The organism is Pontibacter populi, assembly GCF_040278685.1.
Taxonomy (GTDB): domain Bacteria; phylum Bacteroidota; class Bacteroidia; order Cytophagales; family Hymenobacteraceae; genus Pontibacter; species Pontibacter populi.
Genome location: NZ_JBEOKT010000002.1, coordinates 28,950 through 54,149, shown reverse-complemented (window position 1 = coordinate 54,149; position 25,200 = coordinate 28,950). Strand labels below are relative to the sequence as shown.

The 25,200-nt window shown below is 44.7% G+C and carries 26 protein-coding genes; 10 read left to right on the top strand and 16 right to left on the bottom strand.

Translation table 11 applies throughout. The features are described 5' to 3' along the window. Positions 1 to 2: 2 nt before the first annotated feature. On the top strand, positions 3 to 881 hold the full coding sequence (locus tag ABS362_RS02025) for an ATP-grasp domain-containing protein (RefSeq protein ID WP_350410549.1): 879 nt from the start codon (positions 3 to 5) through the stop codon (positions 879 to 881). Between the two features lie 9 nt (positions 882 to 890). On the opposite strand, the gene ABS362_RS02020 is transcribed toward ABS362_RS02025, so the two are convergent. Continuing rightward, positions 891 to 1,760, bottom strand: coding sequence for a universal stress protein (locus ABS362_RS02020; RefSeq protein ID WP_350410547.1), 870 nt, complete (start codon positions 1,758 to 1,760; stop codon positions 891 to 893). 142 nt (positions 1,761 to 1,902) lie between these two features. Here ABS362_RS02020 and ABS362_RS02015 point away from each other — a divergent pair, with 142 nt between their 5' ends. Further along, positions 1,903 to 4,617 carry a hypothetical protein gene (locus ABS362_RS02015; protein ID WP_350410546.1) on the top strand — a complete coding sequence of 905 codons (2,715 nt, stop codon included), beginning with the start codon at positions 1,903 to 1,905 and terminating at the stop codon, positions 4,615 to 4,617. A gap of 270 nt (positions 4,618 to 4,887) precedes the next feature. Here ABS362_RS02015 and ABS362_RS02010 read toward each other — a convergent pair whose 3' ends face one another. Further along, on the bottom strand, positions 4,888 to 5,493 hold the full coding sequence (locus ABS362_RS02010; RefSeq protein WP_350410901.1) for an IMPACT family protein: 606 nt from the start codon (positions 5,491 to 5,493) through the stop codon (positions 4,888 to 4,890). Positions 5,494 to 5,495: 2 nt separating this feature from the next. Continuing rightward, on the bottom strand, positions 5,496 to 6,407 hold the full coding sequence (locus ABS362_RS02005; RefSeq protein ID WP_350410545.1) for a hypothetical protein: 912 nt from the start codon (positions 6,405 to 6,407) through the stop codon (positions 5,496 to 5,498). A 93-nt stretch (positions 6,408 to 6,500) separates the two neighbouring features. On the opposite strand from ABS362_RS02005, the gene ABS362_RS02000 reads away from it, so the two are divergent. The 6 genes from ABS362_RS02000 to ABS362_RS01975 all read left to right on the top strand — a co-directional run bounded on the left by ABS362_RS02000 (position 6,501) and on the right by ABS362_RS01975 (position 13,904). Then, positions 6,501 to 6,935, top strand: coding sequence for a sugar 3,4-ketoisomerase (locus ABS362_RS02000; protein WP_350410543.1), 435 nt, complete (start codon positions 6,501 to 6,503; stop codon positions 6,933 to 6,935). A 2-nt stretch (positions 6,936 to 6,937) separates the two neighbouring features. Further along, positions 6,938 to 8,041, top strand: a complete 1,104-nt coding sequence (locus tag ABS362_RS01995) for a DegT/DnrJ/EryC1/StrS family aminotransferase (protein ID WP_350410541.1) — start codon at positions 6,938 to 6,940, stop codon at positions 8,039 to 8,041. A gap of 265 nt (positions 8,042 to 8,306) precedes the next feature. After that, positions 8,307 to 9,251, top strand: a complete 945-nt coding sequence (locus tag ABS362_RS01990; RefSeq protein ID WP_350410539.1) for a glycosyltransferase family 2 protein — start codon at positions 8,307 to 8,309, stop codon at positions 9,249 to 9,251. Between the two features lie 194 nt (positions 9,252 to 9,445). Then, positions 9,446 to 10,426, top strand: coding sequence for an acyl-ACP desaturase (locus tag ABS362_RS01985; RefSeq protein ID WP_350410537.1), 981 nt, complete (start codon positions 9,446 to 9,448; stop codon positions 10,424 to 10,426). Positions 10,427 to 11,110: 684 nt separating this feature from the next. After that, the gene (locus ABS362_RS01980) at positions 11,111 to 12,211 is read left to right on the top strand and encodes a vWA domain-containing protein (protein WP_350410535.1); all 1,101 of its coding nucleotides are present in this window, start codon (positions 11,111 to 11,113) and stop codon (positions 12,209 to 12,211) included. Between the two features lie 175 nt (positions 12,212 to 12,386). Next, a complete protein-coding gene (locus ABS362_RS01975) occupies positions 12,387 to 13,904 on the top strand; it encodes a sigma 54-interacting transcriptional regulator (RefSeq protein ID WP_350410533.1) in 1,518 nt (505 codons plus the stop codon). 63 nt (positions 13,905 to 13,967) lie between these two features. Here the strand turns inward: ABS362_RS01975 and ABS362_RS01970 are convergent, their stop codons facing one another. The 10 genes from ABS362_RS01970 to ABS362_RS01925 form a co-directional block, all read right to left on the bottom strand. Continuing rightward, on the bottom strand, positions 13,968 to 14,366 hold the full coding sequence (locus tag ABS362_RS01970) for an NUDIX hydrolase (protein ID WP_350410531.1): 399 nt from the start codon (positions 14,364 to 14,366) through the stop codon (positions 13,968 to 13,970). A 23-nt stretch (positions 14,367 to 14,389) separates the two neighbouring features. Further along, positions 14,390 to 15,175: a class I SAM-dependent methyltransferase gene (locus tag ABS362_RS01965; RefSeq protein ID WP_350410529.1), complete on the bottom strand. Its 786-nt coding sequence runs from the start codon at positions 15,173 to 15,175 to the stop codon at positions 14,390 to 14,392. A gap of 16 nt (positions 15,176 to 15,191) precedes the next feature. Next, positions 15,192 to 15,479, bottom strand: coding sequence for a hypothetical protein (locus tag ABS362_RS01960; RefSeq protein WP_350410528.1), 288 nt, complete (start codon positions 15,477 to 15,479; stop codon positions 15,192 to 15,194). A gap of 14 nt (positions 15,480 to 15,493) precedes the next feature. Then, a complete protein-coding gene (locus ABS362_RS01955; RefSeq protein WP_350410526.1) occupies positions 15,494 to 15,820 on the bottom strand; it encodes a putative quinol monooxygenase in 327 nt (108 codons plus the stop codon). Between the two features lie 122 nt (positions 15,821 to 15,942). Beyond that, positions 15,943 to 17,025: a tetratricopeptide repeat protein gene (locus ABS362_RS01950; RefSeq protein ID WP_350410525.1), complete on the bottom strand. Its 1,083-nt coding sequence runs from the start codon at positions 17,023 to 17,025 to the stop codon at positions 15,943 to 15,945. Positions 17,026 to 17,064: 39 nt separating this feature from the next. Beyond that, the gene (locus ABS362_RS01945) at positions 17,065 to 17,628 is read right to left on the bottom strand and encodes a hypothetical protein (RefSeq protein ID WP_350410524.1); all 564 of its coding nucleotides are present in this window, start codon (positions 17,626 to 17,628) and stop codon (positions 17,065 to 17,067) included. 177 nt (positions 17,629 to 17,805) lie between these two features. Further along, on the bottom strand, positions 17,806 to 18,870 hold the full coding sequence (gene rsgA, locus ABS362_RS01940) for a ribosome small subunit-dependent GTPase A (protein WP_350410523.1): 1,065 nt from the start codon (positions 18,868 to 18,870) through the stop codon (positions 17,806 to 17,808). 200 nt (positions 18,871 to 19,070) lie between these two features. Next, on the bottom strand, positions 19,071 to 19,427 hold the full coding sequence (locus tag ABS362_RS01935) for a bleomycin resistance protein (protein ID WP_350410521.1): 357 nt from the start codon (positions 19,425 to 19,427) through the stop codon (positions 19,071 to 19,073). 154 nt (positions 19,428 to 19,581) lie between these two features. Next, positions 19,582 to 20,070: a hypothetical protein gene (locus tag ABS362_RS01930; protein ID WP_350410519.1), complete on the bottom strand. Its 489-nt coding sequence runs from the start codon at positions 20,068 to 20,070 to the stop codon at positions 19,582 to 19,584. A 110-nt stretch (positions 20,071 to 20,180) separates the two neighbouring features. Beyond that, positions 20,181 to 20,495, bottom strand: coding sequence for a hypothetical protein (locus ABS362_RS01925; protein WP_350410517.1), 315 nt, complete (start codon positions 20,493 to 20,495; stop codon positions 20,181 to 20,183). A gap of 213 nt (positions 20,496 to 20,708) precedes the next feature. Between ABS362_RS01925 and ABS362_RS01920 the strand changes: the two genes are divergently transcribed. After that, entirely contained in the window at positions 20,709 to 21,446 is a 738-nt protein-coding gene (locus ABS362_RS01920) for a hypothetical protein (RefSeq protein WP_350410516.1), read from the top strand. On the opposite strand, the gene ABS362_RS01915 is transcribed toward ABS362_RS01920, so the two are convergent. Beyond that, complete coding sequence (locus tag ABS362_RS01915) at positions 21,424 to 22,728, bottom strand: dicarboxylate/amino acid:cation symporter (RefSeq protein WP_350410515.1); 1,305 nt, start codon at positions 22,726 to 22,728, stop codon at positions 21,424 to 21,426. The two genes, ABS362_RS01920 and ABS362_RS01915, sit on opposite strands and share 23 nt — an antisense overlap. A 280-nt stretch (positions 22,729 to 23,008) precedes the next feature. Continuing rightward, positions 23,009 to 23,467, bottom strand: coding sequence for a peptidylprolyl isomerase (locus tag ABS362_RS01910; protein ID WP_350410513.1), 459 nt, complete (start codon positions 23,465 to 23,467; stop codon positions 23,009 to 23,011). A 112-nt stretch (positions 23,468 to 23,579) separates the two neighbouring features. Between ABS362_RS01910 and ABS362_RS01905 the strand changes: the two genes are divergently transcribed. Beyond that, a complete protein-coding gene (locus ABS362_RS01905) occupies positions 23,580 to 24,203 on the top strand; it encodes a fasciclin domain-containing protein (RefSeq protein WP_350410512.1) in 624 nt (207 codons plus the stop codon). On the opposite strand, the gene ABS362_RS01900 is transcribed toward ABS362_RS01905, so the two are convergent. Continuing rightward, positions 24,204 to 24,905, bottom strand: coding sequence for an SDR family oxidoreductase (locus tag ABS362_RS01900; RefSeq protein ID WP_350410510.1), 702 nt, complete (start codon positions 24,903 to 24,905; stop codon positions 24,204 to 24,206). Positions 24,906 to 25,200 lie beyond the last annotated feature (295 nt).

The following is a 25,200-nucleotide window of genomic DNA, read 5'->3' as shown; positions in this document are numbered from 1 at the left end:
ATATGCAAATACAACAAATAGCGCTGATAACTTGTGAAAGCTTAGGTAGCTACACTGCCAACGCCGACTCAGAAGACGAGCGTTTATACCAGTTTTTGAAGGGAAAAGGACTGCCTGTCTCGTGGCAGGTGTGGGATGATGCAAGCGTAGACTGGAGCCGGTTTGACGCCCTGATCATTAAATCGCCATGGGATTATTTTGACAAGATTGAAGCATTTTATAGTTGGCTGGATAAGGTTGAAGCTGCTGGCTGTAAAGTGCTGAACCCGGTTAAAACAGTACGCTGGAATGCCGACAAACTATATTTTAAAGATATGGAAGCAGCAGGCGTAACTATAGTTCCGACGGTTTGGCTGGAGCAGGGCAGTAGCTTTGTTGCCGGAGCAGCTTTTGTAGAACTCGGAAGCGAGAAAATTATAGTGAAACCACGCGTGAGCGGCGGCGCCAAAAATACCTTTGCCTTAACTATAGATGAAGCCATCGCCAGAACATCAGAGATAAATCAGCTGCTGGAACAGGAGCCTTTCCTGGCACAACCGTTCATCGAAGAAATTAAGACGGACGGGGAGTGGTCGTTTATTTTCTTTAATGGCAACTATAGCCATACAGTATTAAAAACCGCAAAGCCCGGTGATTTTAGAGTGCAGCACTTTTTTGGTGGAACCATACATACCCCAACACCTCCGGCTGCCTTACTGGCCACAGCACAAACTATAGTTGATAAATTTGCGAAAGACTGCCTTTATGCCCGTGTAGATGGCGTAGCCCTCAAAAACGAACTGGTACTGATGGAACTGGAACTGATAGAACCATTCCTGTTTTTGAGTACTTCAGAAGGTAGTTTAGAACGCTATTACCAGGCATTATTAGCCCAACTATAGGTATTGAACTTAATCGGAAGCATGGAATATAAGTAACGGAACCTGCGACTCCAGCACAAGCCGTTTGGTAAGGCTGGGGTTTAGCAGGGAGCCGAGCAACGTGCGTGAGTGGGTAGTTAAAGCCACCATATCTATAGCCTGCTCGGATACGAATTTTTGCAGCGCATCAGACACGTCATCGCCATCCAGTAAAGTGTAACTGATGTTGGTTTTAGCGCTTTTCTGCAATTTACTGCGAAGCTCTTCCAGTTTCTGGTGGTCGCTTTTCGATAGCTCATCGGCTACGTGCACACATTCTATAACCGGGCTAAAAGGCTGTATAAGCTGCTGCAGCGATTCTAAAACCTGCGTATCTTCTTTCCCGAAATCAGTTGCGTACAGCACACGCTTTATAGTGGTGCCCTCGTAGGTTTCGGGTACGGTAAGCATGGGTACATTAATGTCTTTGGCAATACTGGTGGAGATGGTTCCGAAGAATGTCCGTGCCATGTTAGACTCGCCTTTGGTTGCCATTACCAGCAGGTTCGGTTTAAAGCGCTGCACTTCTTCGGGTATCAGGTCTTCGGGCATGCCATACATAAATACGCGTTCCAGGTGCAGGTATGGATTTTTATTTACGGCTTTCAGGGTCTGGTATAGTTCGTCGAGTCTCTCTTGGGCATCGGTCTGGTTGCGGCGCAGCACATGGTCGGTTATTATTTCTGATGTTGCATTACTTTCTGAAAACATGCCTTCTCCGTTGGGTTCTTCCAGATAATCCTGGTAACAGTGAAGTATGACCATAGTTGCTTCTTGTGCCTGGTTGGCAAACATAAGGGCAAAGTTGCAGGCTTTGTAAGAGCTTTCCGTAAGATCGACAGGTACCAGTATCTTGAACATAAGTTGTATGTTTGAGTTTGGGTAAAGTATACGTGCGCTGCCTCCGGATAAGTTATGTTACCGGCTATAGTTGGCAACATAAATCTGTAAAATCCTATGGTTTAAAAAATTCGGTTATTTTTGTGCCTATACAACGCTTTTCATGCTCAAACGCTTCTTTTTCTATTTTATCGGGTTTGTAGTGCTGGCTTCGCTGGCCTACTATGGCTTTAGCCGCTGGCAGGCCTCCAGGGAGAAGATAGACCTGTGGGCCATAGTTCCGGAAAGCGCCGCTGTTGTAATAGAGACCAATAACCACCAGCAATTAGGCGAGCATCTGCAGCAGACAGAGCTTTGGCAAAACATGGAAGTACTGCCTATTATGCAGGAGTTCCAGGAGCACATGGCCCTGCTCGACAGCATTTCGCCGGGTAAGCAGCGCCTTGCCCGTTTCTTCGACGAAAAAAATATTCTTACCTCGGTACATGTTACGGGTAAAACATCGCTTAATTTCATTTTCTACATCCCGGTAAATTCTGTTGGTGAGCATCGCTTTCTCAGAACTATAACCGAGAACATTACCCGGCACCCGGATTTTGAACAAAGCTCGCGGCAGTACAATGGCGTGCTCCTGACTGAAGTACACTACAAACCGCTAGACCTGCGCTATACTTATTTCTCGTACCATAACAACATGGTACTGAGCGCTTCATCGGCACTGATAGAAGAAGTGGTACGTCGCGCCGCCCTGGATAACCCGACATCTGTAGCAGCCGAATACAAAAGTGCCAATTACCTGGAGCAGCCTGATGTGTATGCCAACGTGTACCTCAACAACCGGCAAATTCCGGCCTTGCTGAACCTGTTTCTGAAGGACGATATTATGCCCCAGGTGCAATACCTGAGCAGCCTTTGCCGCAGTGGCATGTTGCAGCTTAAGCTGGAAGAGAACAAGATTTTCCTGAACGGTTTCTCTAACCCGGAACTCCTGAAAGGCTCGATGCACAACAACCTGCTGGCCGTTAAACCCAAACCCATTCTGGTTAAAGATTATTTGCCGGCACGTACGGCTGTGATGCTGCATTTTGGAGTGCAACAGATCGCGCGAATAAAACAGCAGAATCCCAAAGCCAAGCCCGCAGCCAACGACGCAACTATAGACAGCCTGGCCAACACCTTTAAACAGGAGCTTGTACTGGCCTACCTCGAAACAAGCACTACCCGCAACACACCCGAAAAAGTACTTTATGCCCTGAGCGGTAACAAGAGCCAAACGATCAAACTGCTTCAGAGATTGAACACAGCTACTGCACCAAAAAGCAGGCTGTATGCCGGGACCTATGGTGGCTATAAAATTCAGCAGATGGCTGTGCCTGATTTGCCTGCCAGGTTGTTTGGCGAGATGTTTTCGGGGTTTAAACAGGTTTTTATAGTTGAGCTGGATAAGTTTGTTTTGTTTACAGATGAGCTGAGCACGGCACACGCGCTGATTGATGATATACTGGCCGATAAAGTATGGAGCAGATCGCCGGTGCAACTGGCCTTGCAGGGCGAATTGTTGCAGGAAGCCAACTTCAGCTTTTTCATAAATACTGTGAATGCATGGTATGTGCTGAGTCGCTACACTTCCGAAGAAGAGCGGGAAAGTTTGTTGCAGGCATCGTCGTTCATCAAGAAATTTAACCAGGTAAGCGTGCAGTATGCTAAAGTAGAAGGGCAGTACTATACCAGCATCGTTATCCGGAAACAGGAAAGCAGCAACGTAGCCGCAAGCAACTATAATACTATCTTCTCCATGCCTTTCAGTAGCAGGCTGGTTTCAAGACCTTTCCCAGTGCAGAATGTGGTTGACAAGAGCCGCGAAGTAGTGGTACAGGATTCCGCGCTTACACTTTACAACATTACAGCAGATGGCAAACGAACCTGGGCAGACAGCCTTGGCAGCCCCGTACGGGGAACTATAAAACAACTGCCTATCGGCCCTGAGAACAGGCTGCGTTACCTTTTTGCTACCTCTAATCGCATTCATGCCATTAATAACCAGGGCGAGTCGCTGGAGAATTTTCCGTTTAACCTGACCGACTCCCTGAACATACAGCGCCTGACCATATTCGACTACGACCGAAGCGGCAACTATAACCTGCTGGTAGACGATAACCTGGGTAACCTGTACATGTACGACATCAGGGGCAATGCTATACAAGGCTGGCAACCGCGCCGCCTCGACCACAAACTGGCCGCTGACCCGCAGCACCTGCGCGTTGGCACCCGCGATGTGATACTGGTAATGCTGGAGAACGGCTATGTATATGCACTGAACAAAAATGGCGATACCTACCAGGGTTTCCCATTCAGTGTAAAATCGCCGGTTACAAGTGGGGCCGTGGCTACAATTGGGGCAGACCTGCGCAGAACCGAACTGAAAACAGTAACCCGCTACGGCGAAGTAATAACCTTTAACCTGCAGGGGCGTGTGCTGCGCCGCGAGAAATTGCCACGACCAAGCAAGCGTGCCATGTTTGAGCTGGTGCAGGCGGGCAATGATGATAAGTCGTTTGTGTTTGTAAGGCAGGAGCAGGGCAAAGTGGCCGTATTTAACCAGGAGCAGAAACTGTTGTTTGAGAAGCGTTTTGTGACCTCGGCTCCTAAAGTGATGCAATACTATAATTTTGGTGGCGATAATATTATCTACGCGATTACCGAAACAGGTCCCCAGAAAACATACCTCTATAACGCAACCGGCAAACTGATAGGCGGTAATGGTTTGGATAGCAATCAGCCTGTAACGATCTATTTCAACGAGGCCGAAAATAACTTCTCACTTTATAAAGTCTATCGCAAAGAACTGCAGAAAATCAACTTCAGGCTGGAAAGGTAGTTTTATAGGTTGGATTTATGCTGAATATTTGATCGGGACCATTGACACACCCCTGCCCCCTCTCAAGAGGGGATTTTTCTGCCTTTGGTATAGTTGGCTTTGTTGTTTTATAGTTCGTACCGCTGGCGCGAGTCTCCAGACTCGTGACTTACGATGGTGTTGAGTCTCCTGACTCAACTGGCCCGATAGGGACAGGAACTAATAAAGGGTGGAGCTACAGTTCTATAGTTGGCAGTTTTACACTTCCTAACTTCCAAACTCATAAACTCTTTAACTCCCAAACTCCTCAACTTTCACTCCTTCAATAGCCTCCAGCTTAGCGGTTATTTCTTCCTGTAGTTGTTTCCTTACTTCTATAGTTAGTACACAGGAGAGCTCGAATTGCTGGTTTCGGACGTCCAGGTTATAGTCTTTTACTAGGCTCATCACGTCGTTCATTTGGGGGTATTCGAAGTGTATCTGCAGCAGTGTGGTTTCGTGTTTTTCGATGATGGTGGCTTCAGCAAGCGCGTCGGCAGTGGCGGTTTTGTAGGCGTTTATCAGGCCGCTTACGCCCAGTTTGGTTCCGCCAAAATAACGGACCACAACGACTAGAATATTACTCAGATCAGCAGAACGGATCTGGCCCAGGATCGGGTCGCCGGCGGAGTGGTTGGGCTCGCCATCGTCGTTGGCACGGTAACGGCTTTTGCCGGCTCCTAAACTATAAGCATAGCAATGGTGGCGCGCATCAAAGTACTTTTTGCGAAGCTCAGCCAGGCATTCTTTTACATCCTCTTCAGAATAAACCGGGTAGGCAAATGCCAGAAACTTGCTGCCTTTTTCCTTATAAATGCTTTCGGTGGGTGCGGCTATAGTTCGGTACGTATCCTGTATCATCAGAACAAATTTGCAATAATTTCCTGATACGAAATAAGGACAAGTGCCAGCACTGCCATGGCAAGTCCTACCAGGTTAACCTTTGTAAGTTTCTCCCCGAAAAACAAAACAGCTCCCAGCGCGCCTGCCAGTATAATGCCGATGTTGTTGACCGGGTATAGAAATGCACCGTCGTTGCCGAATGCAGAAAGGGCTTCGATCAGGAAATAGATGGAAAAATAATTGGGAATGCCCAGCAGAATACCGGCCGCAATGCTTTTGCTGTAGAAGGTTGTTTTACCCGCGATCAGCATATAAAGCAAAACCACCAAGCCAACTATAGCAGACCCCGTGAAAGTGACCATCGTGAACTGGCTTGCTTCGTTTTGCTGCAGGTGGTACTGGTTGGTATAGTTGATGAGCGAATCGGCGATGCCGCTGTTAAGGAAAATGATGAACGGAAGCAGCAAGGCAAGCAGGGGAGAAGTAGGTTCTTCGGTCTCATTGTTCCGTGGTCTGATAGACGAAAGCACGATAGCCACCAGCGCTGCAACCATACCTGCATAGTTCAGGAAAGTATAATCTTTCAGACTGTTTTTAAGTACCAGCAAACTGAACAGCACGGGGATAACCAACGAAATTTTAGTAGCTACCGCAGCTGCTGTAACGCCAACTTTGTGTGTGGTAAGCGCGATCAGGTAAAACGTACCGATAAAAATAGTGCCCAGCACCAGCGCATAAATTACCCAGCTTTGTTGGAATATATTTGCCTGCACCACACCACTGCCCCCCGAAAACAGGAAACCAACGAGCACGCATGTCAGGTAGTTAACAACTATAGCCTGGAACGTGTGCACCTCAAACCGCTGGAACAATTTAAATATGAAGACCAGTGAGGTACTGGCAATTATGCTGAGCAGCAGGTAGACCATAGTTGGCTTTAGATCGGATGAAGTACAAATGTAGAACAAGCAGGGCAAAGCACCCGCAGCAAGTATTAGTAAATTTGCCTAAATTAGATTTATTTGCAGCTATACTTAACCCGCAATACATTGTCAGATTCTCCTTACTTGATTTCTTTTGAGCAGGTTGGCAGTGCCGCCGAAGGTTTGCTTACATCTACGCAGTTCGCTGATAAGTTGCCTTTTGCAATAAAGCGCGCATTCTGGATACAAGGCACGCCATCTGAGATCACACGCGGACTTCATGCCAACAAAACCACTCAGGAAGTATTGATTGCCCTGACCGGAACTATAAAAGTAAAAGCAGAGACGCACGAAGGTGTAAGTGAGTTCACCCTGTTATCATCTGCCACCGGATTATATATTCCCGCCCTGTGCTGGACCGAACTTACTTTTACCGAAGGAACTATAGCGCTTTGCCTGGCAAGCACTGATTTTGATGAACAGGATTATCTGCGGGATTATGAAGTGTATAAAAAGTTGATCGGGAAATTATAGTAATGCAGGTACCATACGTAGCTTTCAGGGATTGGCCGGCAGGTGTGACGCAGCAGGTAGAACAGGCTGTTTCACGGGTAATGCATGAGCAGCAGTTTATTCTCGGGCCTGATGTGAAAGCCTTTGAAGATGCCTTTGCTAACTTTTTAAATGCTGGTTCTGCGATAGGAGTAGGCAATGGATTTGATGCACTGGTGCTTGCCTTAAAAGCTGCAGGTGTTGGCCCCGGCGATGAAGTTATAGTTCCGGCCAATACGTTTATAGCCACTGCCAATGCAGTCGTGCACCTGGGCGCAACTCCTGTTCTGGCCGAACCCGATTTGCAAACCTACAACCTGGCAGCTGCCACTGCAGAAAGGCATATCACAGAAAAAACCAAAGCTATAGTTGCAGTGCATTTGTATGGGCAAACCTGCGAGATGGAGCAACTGCATAAACTGTGCAAAAACTATAGTTTGAAATTAGTAGAAGACGCTGCGCAGGCGCACGGTGCGAAATATAGAAACCATTTTGCAGGTACCTTCGGAGATGCTGCAGCTTTCAGTTTTTACCCTACCAAAAATCTGGGAGCCTTGGGCGATGGTGGCGCTGTGGTTACATCAAATCCGGAACTGGCTACTTTTATAAGAAGTTATCGAAACTATGGTCAGCAGGAAAAATATCACAACGAACTTGTCGGCGTTAACTCCCGGCTCGATACACTACAGGCAGCAGTGCTAACTATAAAACTAAAGTACCTACAACAGCAAAACGAAGAGCGGCAGCGGCTGGCAAAACTGTACCTGAAGCTACTACAAACTATAAACGAGCTGACACTGCCTTTCACAGCCGAACATTGCGATCATGTTTATCACATTTTCAATATCCGTACACCACGCCGCGACGAACTGAAAAATTACCTGCACCAACAAGGCATACAAACTGCAATTCATTACCCCGTTCCCATTCATCTGCAGCAGGCGTATCGTTTCCTGAACTATAGAGCAGGAGATTTTCGGATTACAGAAGAGCTTGCCAACACGAGTTTGAGTTTACCACTTTTCCCGGGGATGACAGAAGCGGAGCAGGAGTATGTAATAAGTTGTGTTAAGAAGTTCTTTGTCTGAATCAGAGTTTGCAGGATTGGGCTATAGTTTGGGCTATAGTTTTATAGCCACCGCTAGTCATCCCCCTGCCCCCTTCAAAGGGGGACTTTTTGCTGTTGTTTCGTTTGGCTTTACAGCACTATAGTTTCAGACCTTACGAAAGGAAATTGTAGCGACGTAATACCATTATGTCGTTTTGCGGGTTGCTATTAACCTCAACTATAGGACACATTAGATCACTCGGCTAACTATAAATCCGTAATTTAGCAGGCTGTAAACTATAGTTATGCCGCAACCCCTCGTTACCATCATCTGCCTTTGCTATAACCACGAGCGCTTTTTAAAAGAAGCGTTGGATTCGGTGCTGGCGCAGACTTACAAGAACCTGGAGCTGATCGTGGTGGACGACATGAGTACTGATAACAGCGCCGCGATCATACAGGAATATACCCGGAAATATCCTCAGATAAACTACATCAGTACCGGCAAAAACCTGGGCAATACCAAAGCCTTTAACATGGGATGGCGGGCATCAAAAGGAGAGTTTGTAATTGACTTTGCTACCGACGATGTATTGTTGCCCGAGCGTGTTGAGAAACAAGTAAATCAATTTCAAAAGGTTGGCTTAAACTATGGAGTTGTTTACTCTGATGCCGACTACATAAATGATTGTTCAGAGCACCTGTATTACCATAGCCAAAAGTTTAAGGCTGCACCGGATGGCGATGTTTTTTCGGAAGTGATTGGCCGCTATTTTATTTGCCCACCCACGATGATGATGCGCCGGGAAGTGCTGGGAGAATTGGGCGGTTACGACGAAACTCTGGCCTATGAGGACTTTGATTTCTGGGTGCGATCTGCCCGAAACTGGAACTATAGTTACCTGCCCGAAGTAACCACAAAACGCCGTTTGCATGCGCATTCGTTGTCCCAGAAATTGTATAGTTCAGAAGTCCGGATGTTACTGTCAACTATAAAAGTGTGCGAAAAAGCAGCGGCGCTGGTAGAAACTCCATCAGAAAAAAACGCTTTAATAAAACGCCTGAAATACGAGATACGGCATGCGTATCTTACAAATCATTTTACCGAAACAGCACAATTCCTAAAGCTGCTCAATAACCTTAAAACAAAACCTGGCATAGTTTACAACCTGATCAGATTACTGAATAACAAGCAAATAAAGCTGAACATAGTGAGGGAATTGTATGTTAGGCTCAGGTACGGCAAATAAGGACAGGGAATTAAAAGATTATATATACTGTTCTATTTTTTATGGGTTTCCTACGTTAAACTCTTTTCTTTTTTTTCGTAGACTCTTAGATAGAGGCAAAAGGTAAGCTTACTACCTGATTAACTAAATGTTAACTCGCTTGCCATTTTTTCGCATTAATCAGTATATTTGATCTTTAATATAAGCACCACAACATGATATCAGCAGTCGCCTCAAGAGTAGAAGTAATAAAATGGATGGAAGATTTTGTCAATGACAAGATCACGGAGCTTCTTAAAACTGTAGAAGAAAGCTGGCAACCAGCAGACCTTTTACCAGATGCTACCCTTGATAATTTCCTGAGTGAGATTAAACTTCTGCGCGAGCGTGCAAGCGATCTTTCGTATGACCTGCTTGCTGTTTTGGTAGGAGATACCATTACAGAAGAAGCACTTCCCACTTACGAAAGCTGGCTGATGACGATTGATGGTTTGCCACAGGACCCGAACGGGCCATGGATGCGCTGGAACCGTGCCTGGACTGCTGAAGAGAACCGCCATGGCGATGTGCTGAACCGTTACCTGTACCTGAGTGGCCGTATTAACATGCGCGAAATGGAGGCATCTACACAGTACCTGATCGCAGATGGTTTCGACCTGATGACGGACAATGATCCTTACCGTTCGTTTGTTTACACCTCTTTCCAGGAAACTGCAACTAATATTTCGCACCGCCGCGTAGCGCAGCTTGCTAAAAAAGAAGGCGATAACGTACTGGCAAAACTTTGCGGCCACGTAGCAGCCGACGAAGCCCGCCATGCAAAAGCATACAAGGCATTTGTAGGTAAGATATTTGAAGCAGACACCAACGAAATGATGCTGGCCTTTGAAGACATGATGCGTAAAAAGATCGTGATGCCGGCACACTATATGCGTGAATTAGGTGTAGACCTTGGTAAAACGTTTGGTCACTTTACAGATGCGGCACAGCGTTTAGGAGTATATACTTCTTCAGACTATACCGATATCCTGGATGGCCTGATCAAAGAATGGAAGATAGAGACACTAACTGGCCTGAACGAAGCCGGTGAGCGTGCCCGTGATTATGTTATGGCATTGCCAGCCCGTTTAAAGCGTGTTGCAGACCGTATGAAAGTTCCTGAATTAGAATACAAGTTCCGCTGGATAGCTTACTAACCAGTAGTTAAACTATAGAAAAAGGCAGGTTGCATCAGCAGCCTGCCTTTTTTGTTTTACCTTCCACCAGCCCCTTGCTTTTGTCGAGGGCCCCTACCCCCAAAACAGGAAGGGGCTTGTTACTATAGTTCTATAGTGCAGACCACGAGCGGACAGGTCGCGACCTGTCCCTACGGAAATACATTGCTGATAAATCTCGAAGCTTATCAGTAAAACTACAGATGCTGGTTGCTATGAGAAATATCACAGTCTTTGGGTTGAGCGCCTTGTGAATATCTGGTGCCGTTAGGCATTTCGAGGTACGAGAAAAAGAGATTCGCACAGCGCGATGCCCGAAGACGGGGCCTCCCGGCCATGAGGGCACCAAAGCTGGTTTGAAACGATAGGTAACTAAAGCTCCCAGGATTGGAGGTAATTTGAAAAGATAGCTTAGTTCGGATTGAAAGTTATCTTCAACTAAAGGACACATAAGATCCCTCAACTTCGCTCAGAATGACAAATGAGAAACTATAGTACGTATAAGATTTCTCACAGCTACACTGGCTCACTTCGACTTTCGTCTCAAGAATACCCGAAATGAAAGTAAGGGCCTACTGTTTTTAGGAAGGGGCCGGGGGAAGGTAAAACTCGTATACAGAACATTATACACCATCCGTTGTTATACTACACATACATTTACAAACTATGGCTTTAGGGTACAGATTTGCAGAATTTATTCCGCCGGAAGATGAAAAGCCGACCTTTGAAACGCTGCTTAAGATTTTCCTGCAGTTGGTAACTATAAGCTCCGGCGATGTGGCCGAAGCCCTTGCCTGGCTGAGCTCCTTAGATAAACAGTACAACCTGACCAGCGATGAATATGGCATTGGAGATTTTATAGAAGATCTGAAAAAGAAAGGCTACCTGGATGAAAATCCGCAGGAACAGGGAAGCTTTAGTTTAACTGCCAAAAGCGAGCAAGGTATACGCCGCAGCGCCCTCGAAGAGATCTTCGGGAAGCTGAAGAAAGGCGGACAAGGCAGCCATGCTACACCACATACCGGCATAGGCGAAGAAGCCAGCACAGACCAGCGCGAATACCGTTTCGGAGATGCCCTGGAGCAGATCTCTATGACAGATTCTATCCGGAACGCGCAGGTGAATCACGGTTTAGGCGAGTTCAGGTTAACAGAGCAGGATTTGGAAGTAACCGAAACGGAACACAAAACGCAGGCATCTACGGTATTGATGATCGACATTTCGCACTCCATGATCCTGTATGGTGAAGATCGCATTACGCCCGCCAAAAAAGTAGCCATGGCATTGGCTGAGCTCATCAAACAAAAATACCCGAAAGACACACTGGATATTATAGTTTTCGGGAACGATGCCTGGCAGATAGAAGTAAAGGATTTGCCTTATTTGGAAGTTGGTCCTTACCACACCAACACGGTTGCCGGTTTAGAACTTGCCATGGATATTCTGCGAAAGCGGAAAACACCGAACAAGCAGATATTTATGATAACCGACGGAAAACCAACCTGCCTGAAGATCGGACTGAACTACTATAAAAACAGCTTTGGGCTTGACAGGAAAGTAGTAAACAAAACGCTGAACCTGGCTGCTCAGTGCCGCCGACTGAAGATACCGATCACCACTTTTATGATCGCATCAGACCCATACCTGCAGCAGTTCGTAGACGAGTTTACAAAAGTGAATAACGGGCAGGCATATTATAGTTCGCTTAAAGGCCTCGGCCATTTAGTATTCCGCGACTACGGCCAGAACCGGAAGAAAAGCTTTTAAAGTTAAAGAGTTTAGGAGTTAAAGAGTTTGTGAGTTGTAAAACTGACAACAAGAATTCCCCTCCTCGGAGGGGCAGGGGTGGGTTTTCACCTGTAGATAAATCAAAGATTTAGCCACACAAACAATCAGAGTCAGCAAACTGGTTACTGATAATTGTTAACTGATAACTGTAAAAATGAACTATAAAGACATACCAGCAGAAAATTTACTGAAAATTAAAACACTGGGTCAACTAAAGGCAACCGGTTACGAACCGCAATCGGTAAAGCAGGAGTTGCGCCGGAATCTGATACATAAATTACAGAATAAAGAAGAGGTTTTTCCGGGCATCTGGGGTTATGAAGAAACCGTGATTCCGGATATGCAGCGTGCTATACTTTCGATGCACCACATTAACCTGCTGGGTTTGCGCGGACAGGCTAAAACCCGTATTGCCCGACAAATGATTGACCTGCTGGACGAATATATACCGGTAGTACAAGGCGCTGAACTGAACGATGATCCACTGCAGCCACTCTCGCGCTATGCTAAAGACCTGATTCATGAACATGGCGACGATACGCCTGTAGGCTGGTTGCACCGCAACGACCGGTATACAGAAAAACTGGCAACACCCGACGTTTCAGTGGCTGACCTGATTGGCGATGCCGACCCGATAAAAGCTGCTACCATGAAGTTGCCTTACTCTGATGAACGTGTGATCCATTTTGGGTTGATACCGCGCTCGCACCGGGGCATTTTTGTGATAAACGAGTTGCCCGATCTGCAGGCGCGCATACAGGTTTCGCTGTTTAATATCTTACAGGAAGGCGATATCCAGATCCGCGGTTTTAAGGTACGCATGCCGCTAGATATACAGTTTGTGTTCACGGCCAACCCCGAAGACTATACCAACCGTGGCTCTATCGTTACGCCGCTCAAAGACCGAATCGATTCGCAGATCATCACGCACTATCCTAAAACAATTGAAACCGGTAAGAAAATTACGCTGCAGGAAGCAAAAGTTAAAGAAGAGCAGAACGAACTGGTAAAAACCAACGATATTATCGGTGACCTGATAGAGCAGGTTGCTTTTGAAGCCCGCGAAAGCGAATATGTAGACCCTAAAAGCGGTGTATCGGCACGACTTACGATATCTGCTTTCGAGAATCTGCTGAGTGCTGCAGAGCGACGCGCTTTACTGAACGGTGAAAAGTCTACTTACGTGCGGGTGTCTGATTTCCTGAACACGATACCATCGGTTACGGGTAAAGTAGAACTGGTTTATGAAGGCGAACAGGAGGGAGCCGGCCACGTGGCGCAGGTGCTGATGGGTAAAGCGATCCGTACACAGTTCCTGAAGTATTTTCCGGACCCGGACAAGGCTAAAAAAGCGAAGGAAGGCAATATCTATAAAAAGATAACCGACTGGTTTGGCGATGGAAACACGATAGATATACTGAACGATGCGACTGCCTCAGACTATAAGAAAAACCTGCAAAGCATACCGGGCTTAACCGAGCTTGTAGAAAAGCAGCAACCAAAAGCCAAAGGTGACGAAAAACTGTTTCTAATGGAGTTTGCGCTTCATGGTCTGGCAGAGCACAGCCAGCTTAGCAAGAGCCGGTTAAGCACCGGGTTGCAGTTTAAAGACCTGCTAAGCGGTATGTTCACCATGCCAAGTTTTGGCGAGGAAGACGAAGACGATTTTTAGAGTTAGAAAGTTATAAGGTTAAAAAGTTAAGGGCAGGAGTTTGTAGCTTCTGCCCTTAACTTTTTAAAGTAACTGACCTTGTTCTTTTAACCAGTCAAATATTATTTTATCCACGGCCGATACCCTGGGTTTATCGGCATGAGAGAGCCAATCTACCTCTTCTATTTCTGAGGTTGCTGTTATAGTGCCCGTATACTTTGCTGTATAACACTGCATTTTTACCAGTATGCCTTCTGCATGGCCATGTGCCTGGGCTTCAAAAGTGCCAAGATAATTTATAGTTTCTGGTTGAAGGTCTACACTTAACTCTTCTTTTATTTCCCTGATCAATGTCTGAGCGTCTGTTTCCCCAGGCTCACGTTTACCGCCGGGTATATAAAAAGCGTCTTTCCCGAAAGAACGGGTACTCAAAATTTGCTTGTCCTGAATCTCGATCCAGGCTAGTTTATCGATTACTTGCATAACGTCTATGTTGTAGCGCAGAACTACTTTTTTACCGCTTTTACAGAAAACACGAGTGGAAGCTTTCCATCCCTTAAGCGGTATTTGTTGCCATCCTGGGTCATGTCTTTAAAGATGTTGTAGGGAGAGTAATTGTACTCCTGGAAATGAGTAAGCTCCAGGCCATGTTGTAACAGTGCAGTTATGGTATCGCTAAGTGAGTGGTTCCAGGTGCAGGAGTTGTTTTTGATCGGTGCTTCCTTGTCGGCATAAGTGCCTTCTTCCACCTCAATTATAGGCCCGTCGTTAAAATATGAGTAGATTACATTTTCCTGGTTGTTATCGAACATCCAGATGAACGGGTGAAACTCTATGAGGTAAAACGCACCACCGGGCTTCAGAAATCTGCTAACTATAGTTGCGAAAGCGTTCATGTCGGGGTGCCAGCCGATCACGCCATACGAGCAGAATACTATATCGAATTGTTCATCCAGGTACTTATCCAACTCCAGCACATTGCAACAGATAAAACGGGCATCCAGGTTAAGGTCTGTAGCCAGTTCTCTTGCCTTCTCTACGGCCACTTCCGACAGATCTACGCCAGTAACTATAGCGCCCATGCGTGCCAGCGAAAGCGTGTCCTGACCGAAATGACATTGCAGGTGCAGTATCTTTTTACCGGTTACATCGCCGAGCAGTGCCAGTTCAATATCGTTTAGGGAGGTGCGGCCAGCTTTAAAAGAGGGCACATCGTAAAATTCAGAATTGATGTGTGTTAAGGTTCTGGTGTTCCAGAGCTCACGGTTTATTTTGAGGTAATTTTCAGGCATAAACTATAGGTAAGGGTTATGAATTTCTGGTAATTCGTCGACGACCAACCAGCATGTAAACAATGCCAACTATACCGCTCATCAGCACCATCCCAAACGACCACATTATTTTCTCGGAAGTTTTAATCTCTTTAGAGCTGATGATCTCCAGGAGGGCAAGTAAAATGAACACGATCCAGATACCGGCTGCAGTAAGAAGAATGGAGTCGGAGCCCGGCCAATGCATTATTTTAAAGAAAGCGCCCAACAGACCAATGCAGAAAGAGAGGATGAAAAGCGTACTTAGGAAGTGGTTCTGGTTCATGGCCTTATATTTTGTTAGTTTAAACCTGTGCCACCTAGCACAGTAAATTCCATGCCTTTTTCCGGTTGGCCGGCCAAAATTGGCATTGCTTTGCCTATCAGTTCTCTTACACCTGCTACCTGTAACGAGTTGTCGTGATCTTCTTTAGAGTCCCATACTTCGTAAACCCACACATTTTCGGCGGTTTGCTGGTCTTTGCTGATAACATATAGGTGGCAGCCTTTGGCCGATTTAAGCAAATCAGCAGCTTGCAACAGTATCTCAGCCAGCTCATCGCCTTTACCAGATTGTGCCGTTAATTTGCCATGCAAGCCGTATTTTGTGATTACTGAGTTCTGCATATTATGGTGTGTTGTTTTAGAGTTTATGGTTGAGCAAATATTATGGTAAGAGGACGAATTTGTGCAGCCTAAACCCGCAGCGTAGCAAGGGTTAAAGCTGCACTTGGTTATGGCTTGTTGTTCTATTCACAATAAGTTTCCATGGCGTCAATTATCATCTGCTTCTTATCTCCTAATTGATAGCCTTTAGTTAAGTCAGCACATATTTGCTCCTGCTCTTCTTTTGGAATTTCTGCTTTGCCTTTCGATGCCATGACTGTGACTCCGCTCATCTTGCTCAAAGTCCTGCTGCCTTTGAATTCGTATTTGCGGATTCTCGCGAATGCTCTGTTGCTAAGTGCCTTCATATAAAATGGCTCAAGTTCTAAAGCCTTACTGTAGTCTTGGATGGCTTCATCAAACTTAAAGTCATAGAAATAGGCTGTTCCCCTTTCAAAGTATGCGTCGCTGTAGTTCGGGTCCATTTCGATTGCTTTGTCAAGTGTCTTTACAGAGCCTTGGTAATTTCCATCTCTGAACTGCTGGCTTGCCTTTAAAAGAAGAGTATGATATTTCTCCTGCTCTTTAGAAGGCATATCTTTACCAGTTTTGAATTCTGTCAGGCGCTTTAGCTTTCCAGTTGAATACCATTCTTCCCAGCTACCATTTTCTTTTCCGTCTTTGAACAAGCCCTTGTATTTGAGTTGCCCATTTGGAAAGTATTGTTCTGCTTCACCGTTTTCTATTCCGTTGCTGTAGTTTCTCTGGAAATTCTTCTTCCCATCAGGGTAGTAGACTGTACGTTTGCCTTCAATAACTCCTTCTTTGAAATTACCTTCGCCTTGCTTCTTGCCATTCAGGAAGTAGTCGATGAAAGGGCCTGAATAAGGAGTTGGCGAGTTTGTAAGATGCCACCTTCCGTCAATCCTTTTCATGGCCTTTGTGGATGGGATCTGCTTTAACTCTGGTGAGCGACTGGCATATGCTTTAGTAGTGATAAGAATCACCTTGTTAAGGTCTTTGTAGCCGTATTGCTCTATTGCGGCCTTATTGGTGACAACAGTTATTTCCTGAATATCATCTTCGCTTAAAGAACCGAAGCCTTCTTCTGGCTCATCAATAACAGGTATAGAGTCAATTACATAAAGAATTCTTTCGTCAGCTTCCTGTGCATAAGCGAAAACTGAAAAGAGTATGAAAAGCAGAGTGGTAAAGAGTGTTCTCATTTGTTTATTATTTGCATAACGGATTAGGTATCAAAAGATTTAGTTTTTGTTAGGTCTTGTTAGGGTAAGGTATTCTTCTTTTACACTCACCCAAATTCCTATATTAATTCCAAGCCCCGCTAAAAGCTGCCAGCTGATAAAGAACATTTCAGGGTCAATAGCGAGTACAGGTGCTTGATTTAATAAGTACAGGTTTAGTTGTTGTGTTAATAAAGCCGCAAGTAAAGCTAACAAAGCTGTAGTTACCAATCCCGTTTTGAAGCTTCGCATGTCTATATAAATGCTACATACTAAATACATCAGTACTGCTGCAACTGAACACATGATAACTATTGAAGATTGACCTACTATTTGAGTAAGTCCTATAGTGGATAGTAATGAGATAAAGAAGACTGCAAGAGATAACATCATACCTAATCCAATGGCCTTTAACTTATTTATTTTAACTCTATCAATATTTGTCAAAGTTAAAGCCAATATAAAAGTAAAAGGTGTGATGAAAATTACCCCATCATATTCTATTGAGTAGTAGGCAAGTGCCGATAATAAACCACAGGTTATTGTTGAAAGAAGTACCCGTGCTATGTCGGCAGTTATTTTCATTTCTATAATTTAAACTTAACCCAAACGGATCAGGTATTGGGGATGGTGGCGCTTTTGAAAAACGCCGGCCCAGCATTTGCACAAATATCCATTGGAATTGAAAATAATGAATTTATACCTGTCAGCCCCACTATCGCCAATACGATGTTAGCGGTTCGGGCTTCTTTTCTCAGAACTTCATTTTTTCTTATTGATGTTCTTTTTGTAATTCTTTACCATTTTTCCGAATTCCTTATCTTTTTTCCGTCTTTCAACAACCGAAGATTCAAAATGGGCTTTCTCTCTTTCTAGTTTCAGGTAATTTTCATAAGAAGCCCGGTCGATTTCTCCCTTTGCAATGGCTTCAATAACAGCACAGCCCGTCTCATTCGTGTGCGTACAATCTTTGAACTTACAATTCTGAGCAAGCCTGATTATCTTTTCAAATGTAATTTCTAATCCGCTTGTTGAATCGGCAATACCTACTTCTCTCATTCCCGGATTATCAATTAATATTCCGCCATTTTCAAGAACAATTAATTCTCTATGACTTGTAATATGTTTGCCTTTATTTGTGCTCAGGCTGATTGTATCTGTTCGCATTATAGATCTGCCTGAAAGATTATTTAATAAAGTGGATTTTCCAACACCAGAAGAACCAAGCATACAATAAGTTTTACCTTTTTCAATAATCGCTTTTAGATTGTCATACCCTTCTTGTGATGCATTACTTATGGCAATTATCGGCACATTACTAATTCGTCCTTTTATTTTATCCAATATCTCCAAAGTCAGATGTTCATCAATTAAATCAATCTTAGTGAGCACTATAATGGGACTAACCTTTGAAGAATTACAAATGGTCAGGTATCTCTCAAGTCTGTTAATATTGAAATCCCTGTCAGCGGCCTGCACTAATAATGCATAATCAATATTTGTTGCTATTATTTGTACCTCTCCGAATTTACCAATGTCCTGCCTGGAAATAATGGAGAATCTCGGAAATATGCTGTGAATAATGGAAAAGTCTGAATCATGAATTGTTATGGCTACCCAATCGCCAACGGCCGGAAAGTCTTCGCGACTTTTTGCTGTAAATCGTAAATTCCCTGTTATCTCGGCTTCAAATTCTCCTTTCTCAGTTTTTACAATATACCTTTCTTTATGCTCTGAAATTACTCTTCCAATCTCAAACCCTTTCAGGTTATTCTCATTCCTTAATTTTTCAAGTTTATCATTATATCCTAAATCTTCTAATGTCATTTCAATATAGTATTGATTAGCTTATTCAATACTTACGGTCTTTTTTAGCCTGACCGCCAACGAATAGTATAAAAACAGTGTGAGCGGGCGAGCTTATTTGTCAGCAAGACAATCAGGCGCAGCAAGCGAGCACAAACTTTCGAATTGAGACAGGTTTAAGCAATGTTTTTAAACAGTGTTGGCGGTTCGTTTTTTTATTATTAGATACTTTGGCCAAATGTCAATAGGTTATTGTCAGGGTCAAGTACTGAAAATTCCTTTTGTCCCCAAGGTTTGATTTCTAAATTTCCATTTGGGTGAATCTCGTTTTTTTTATCTAATAATGATTGGTAACACTCGTCAATATTGTCGGTTCTAATATAGATTTGTCCGTAATTTTCTTTGGGGTCAAGTTTTTTAAATTCAAAGAAATGAATTTGAATGCGGTCTTTTTCCATCATCAAATAACCATCAAGATCAGCACTCCCAAATTCTTTAAATCCCAACTTGTTGGCATAAAATTCCCTGGTAACAGTTTTGTCACGCATTGGTAATTTTGGATTAATATCTGTTAGCATAATTTTCTTGATTTATAATTATCCAATATCTCAGAGTGTCCTAAAATTCTAATCGAACACTTTTAAATAACCGCCAACGGATAGGCTAAAAGGTGTTGCTGTCCCTTGGGTCAACTGTGGTTTTTAATTCTTGTTAGGCGAATGTGTTTTTCTATTATTCTCCTTTGAAAGATTCCCAAGATTCATTAAATCTCAATCTGTAGTATAGCCCATAAGCTTTTTCTAGATTAAACTCTTTCACTTTGTTTCCATGCTGAATAGTAATCTTCTCTCTGCCAGCAGGTATAATTACCGTATTTTTAAGGTACTCTTTTTCTTGTTCAAGTCCTGCTGAAAAGTCAGAGCTGGAAATCATGAACTTATTTGCTATAGCATTCTCTATAGTAAGTGTTGAGTCTTGCCTAATCTGGTCAGTATAGAATGAGACTAAACTACTGTCGCCTTTCATTTGTATGACTGCTCGCCAAGACGAGCCTATATATTGCTTCTTTGATGTGTATTCAACTATTAGGGAATCACCATTCTTCAAATCATTCTCAATCGCCTTTTGAATATAGGTATACAAGTTTAACTCTTTTCTTTGCTGTCCATAGTAAGAGAAGGTAAGAATTACAAAAAGCATTGTGATTTTGATTCCAATCATTGCTTAGCGAATTACTGAAGATTATTGCTATGCTTACACTCCCGCCTAACGTGCTAGGCTATGAGGTGGCATAGCTACCTTATAGGTTTTGTTGTACAATGTAATTCTCTTTATTTTTCCTTGCCTTCGTTTTCTTTGCTTTCATCTCTTTCGTAGCAATTAAAAAGAAGAGAGTAGCCATCTTTTAAAGCTTCATTGTAAAATTCAAGGTAATCTTCTTCTACATCATCAGGAGATTCAAAAACAAGGTATTCTTCTTCTAATTCATCTATTTCCCAGCCATCATTCTCGATGTAGTACTTCGCTAATTCAAAAGCTCCATCTATGTCTGCATAATTGATGAACACCACCGCGTATGCACCTTCAACTTGCCCATATTTGCTGGAAGATTCTGTTGGTAAAACATGAGCATTTAATTGATACATATTCGTGACTTATATTTTGTACAACTATAGTATATACGTCACTATGACGTTTATCTGCACTATGTGCGTAAGTGGCGAAATACACTTTACCGACTTCTATAGTTAACATTAAGCTAAAAATAGTAAAATTTATATGCTTTACCAGCTATATCCTAAACTATAGTTTACTTGATTCCTAAAACTCAATTGATGCAAACAAAGTAGCCTATAGTTATGGAAAGTTACGTATCTGTGTGGCCGGTGCTGGCGTTGGCGTTTATACACTTCTTTGGTACAAGGTTGCGCTTCCTGGCGGGGGTACCGCGAAGCATCTGGTTGTCGGGGGCAGGTGGCGTGTCGGTGGCGTATGTGTTTCTGCATCTTTTCCCGGAGCTTGGCGAGGGGCAGGAGCATGTAGAGAAACTGAACTGGGCAGAGCAGTTCCTGAGTCACCATGTATACCTGATGGCCCTGGTAGGGTTATCTGTTTTTTATGGACTGGAGCGCTCAGTAGTGTCTGCCAAACGAGAGCAGGCGCACAAAACCAGGGATGAAGAACCAAAGACTCCTGCAGGTGTTTTCTGGCTGCACATCAGTTCATTTTCTATTTACAATGCGCTTATCGGTTACATTCTATTTCAGCGCGAAGAAGGACCAACCCACGAATTACTACTTTTTTCGATAGCCATGGCGTTGCACTTCTTGATAAACGATTTCGCCTTAAAGGAACATCACCAGGAGCACTACAAAAAGTATGGCCGCTGGGTATTGGTTCTGGCGCTGGTGGCAGGCTGGGCTACCGGTTTTATAGTTGAAATGCCTAAAACGGTAATTGTGCTGGTAATGGCTTTTGTAGGTGGAGGTGTGATACTGAACGTACTGAAGGAAGAGTTGCCTGAAGAGCGCGAAAGCCGCTACTGGGCCTTCGCGCTGGGTGCCTTTTTATACGCTATACTTCTGCTGTCTCTGTAACGGGGTGCAACTGGCCTTCGGTGCGGGCAATCATCATGGCCACGGTGGCGTCGCCGGTTACGTTCACAGTAGTTCGGAGCATATCCAGTATCCTGTCGGGGGCAAGTATCAGCGCAATACCTTCTACCGGAATACCAGCCTGCTGCAAAACTATAACCAGCATTACGGTTCCGGCACCGGGCACTGCCGCTGCACCAATAGACGCCAGCGTGGCCGTCATCACAATGCCAAGCTGCGTCATCAGGTCCAGGTCCATGCCATAGGCCTGTGCAATAAACACTGCCGCTACCGACTGGTACAGGCTGGTTCCGTCCATGTTTATAGTTGCACCCAACGGCAATACAAAACTGCTTACCTCGCGGTTAATGCCCAGGTTCTTTTCGGCACACTCCATAGTTACAGGCAGCGTAGCCGCACTAGACGAGGTAGAGAAAGCCAGCATCTGGGCCGGGAAAATACCTTTAAAAAAAGTTTTATAGTTTGTTTTACCAATAAACACAACCAGCATCGGGTAAACTATAAATATCATGGCGGCAAGCCCCAGGGTTACAACTATACAGTAGTAGCCAAGCACCAGCAGCAACTCAACCGCCGAGCCCGGGTCGTCGCCGGCAAACTCAACTACCAACCCGGCCAATAAGGCAAATACACCATAAGGCGCGGTCCGCATAATGATATCCACTACTTTCAGGATGACCATATTTACGCCTTCAAAAAAGTCGTTCACGGGTTGGGCCTTATCCGGCGGAATCATGATGAGTGCAACGCCGAACAGCAGCGCAAAAAAGATAACCTGCAGCATACTGCCATTATCCGTCATGGAATGGAAGATGTTGGAAGGAACAATGTCTACGAGTGGCTGCAGCGGGCCCTGTTTTTTTACTGATTCCGCATCCGAGGATTTTGCTGTTGTGGCGCTGGCAAACTGCTCTTTAAACTCCTCCCGTTTTTCAGGTGAAAACGCTTTGCCGGGGTCAAAAATATTGACAAGTGCCAATCCCAATGTTACAGCCAATACCGTTGTAGCCAGGTAAATACCGATTGTTTTGGAACCGATGCGCGACAGCCTGCTAATGTCGCTGAGGCTGGAAACACCTGTAATAAGCGAAACCAGCACGAGTGGCACGGCAATTAATTTAAGAAGGTTGATAAAGATTGTACCGAAAGGCTTTATCCAGTCGAGGGTGATACTGACAAGGCCGAAGCCACTGGCAAACATGCCCCATAGTACGCCAAACGCCATACCGATCAGGATTTGCCAGTGCAAAGCAAGTTTTTTCATAAAGAATGTTTTGTGAGCCTGCCGCTGTGCAGCAAAGAGCGCTCATTTACCAGATATCGAAAGCCTGTCACCATCTAAAGCCGGGTCAGCAAAGCAGAATTTCCCTGGGGTGTCGATCAGCAATCTGCTTTAAATTACAGATAAATACTGTTTAGCTCCCCAATTTGTTAGAAATATGAAACTATAGCTTCAGAAAGTATAGCTGGGCGGCAATTATAGGCATCAAAAAAGCCGCCCTTTGCAGGAGCGGCTTTAAAGCAGTTGCTATAGTTTGCGAAGCTTATTCTTCGTTTACTACAATCTTTTCGATTCTGTCGTTAGCCTTTATCTGGTCGATCACATCCAGGCCTTCTACTACTTTGCCAAAGCAGGTATGGTTACGGTCTAAGTGCGCGGTGTTTTTACGGTTATGAACTATAAAGAACTGAGAGCCACCTGTGTTACGGCCAGCATGAGCCATGCTCAGCACGCCACGGTCGTGGTATTGGTTTTCGCCGGTCAGTTCGCAATCAATTTTGTAGCCTGGGCCACCTGTGCCTGGTACGCCTTTGGCACCTTCGCGCGAGTTAGGGCAACCACCCTGTATCACGAAATCAGGAATAACTCTGTGGAATGTTAGGCCATCGTAAAAGCCATCTTTTGCCAGTTTTATAAAATTCTCAACTGTTTTAGGAGCGTCTTTTTCGTAGAATTCTACTTTCATTACGCCTTTGCCAGTGTGGATTTCTGCAGTTTTCATGCGTTTTATCTTTTAGTTGTATAACATGATCTAAAAACAAAAGTACGGATTTTATAGTTTAAGAAGACTATACTGCTCCATGTAAACAGAAGATACCCTACTACAGGATATCTTGAAAGCAAACATTATGAGAACTATAGTTACCTCTACCTACGCCCTTAGCTTACTTTTAAGTACGTTCATCATCAGCTGTGGTCCTGAAAACCAGACCGGCAGCGACACCACCACTGTCCGTACTATTGCTCCGGAACTTGAAGAGGCAAGTACGGAGAATAAAGAAGACGCCCTGACCGAAGCTGAAAAAGATAAATTGAAAACGATAACCCAGTTCGCTGCTACTGATTCAAACCTGTCGTCGTTTTCGAAGGCCTTTAAAAGCTCCGGACTCAACAAATCACTGAACAGTACCGGGCCGTACACTTTCTTTATCCCATCTAACGAAGCATTTCGATCGTTACACGCCGATACCCTGCAGAAGCTGCTGAAACCAGAAAACAAACAACGCCTGGCTAAAATACTGAATAACCATATTGTAGCCGGCAAGCTTGATACGGCCACACTGCAACATGGCTCCCGCATAAACACCCTGGGCAGGGAAGAGCTGGAAGTAACCAAGCAAAAAAATCTGGTTGTAATAAACGGTGCCAGGGTACAGCGCTCAGATATACAAAGCAGCAATGGCGTCATTCACGTCATCGATAAACTGATGCTGTCCGAACCAAAGGAGCAGTTATAGCTAGAACGGGTTGGTAGCCCACACGGCCTGTTCGGGTATAAACCCACGGTTATCCATTTCCAGCGCACTTTTTATGGCCCAGGCTATTTCCTGACCGCGTAGTTTGTTGGGCTGTGCATGGCGCTCCTCTCGGTCTTCGTTGCCAAAAGCTGTTGTTACTTCGCTGGGGTTAATCAGCATTACCCGCACATTGTGCTTTCGGAGCTCTACCTGCCAGCTTTGGGTCATGCTGCGCAGCGCCGCTTTAGACGAAGCATAAACCGAACCGCCTTCGTAGCCTTTAGTAGCCGCCGTAGACCCGATGTTGATGATGTTTCCATAGTTCTGTTTCTTAAAGATCTTAGCTGCCATACTGGCCATCATAGCCGCCCCGAACACATTTACCCGGTACACCTGCTCAAAATCTGCTATGGTCAGTTCGTCCAGTGGTTTGTAAATCCCGATACCGGCATTGTTTATCAGCGCATCCAGGTGGCCAAATTCATTCAGGAAAGTAGAAAAGGTATGTTTCACATCGCCATAATCGGCAACATCGGCCGTTATCGGGAACGCGCCGAGCGAACGGGCAGTTTTGTGCGTTCTTTTCTCGTCGCGGCCAGTTATCGCCACATTGGCACCATGTTTCAGAAGCAGCTCGGCCGTAGCATGCCCAATACCTAAGGTACCACCAGTTATCAGAATATTCGCGTTGTCCAGTTTCATAGCTATAGTTTATAGTTGCGGTATATAAACTGCTAACGCATTGTGTGGGTGAGGGTTGAAAGGTTGATTGGTTGGATGGTTGATTTTAGCTCAGCTGTTTCGTACATCTGTGTCCGAAACCAATCTGCTGCGGACGTCCACGTCCGCGTTAGCTGTACAACGGGGACAAGGATGTCCCCTGCAGCAGGCTTTCGGACAAGGATGTCCGAAAGAGCTTAAGTGAGCTTAGGAATGTTATTTGCCCTATAGTTCAGTTCCTTACAACCGGGAACAAGACGCAAAGTATTGTGTTTCT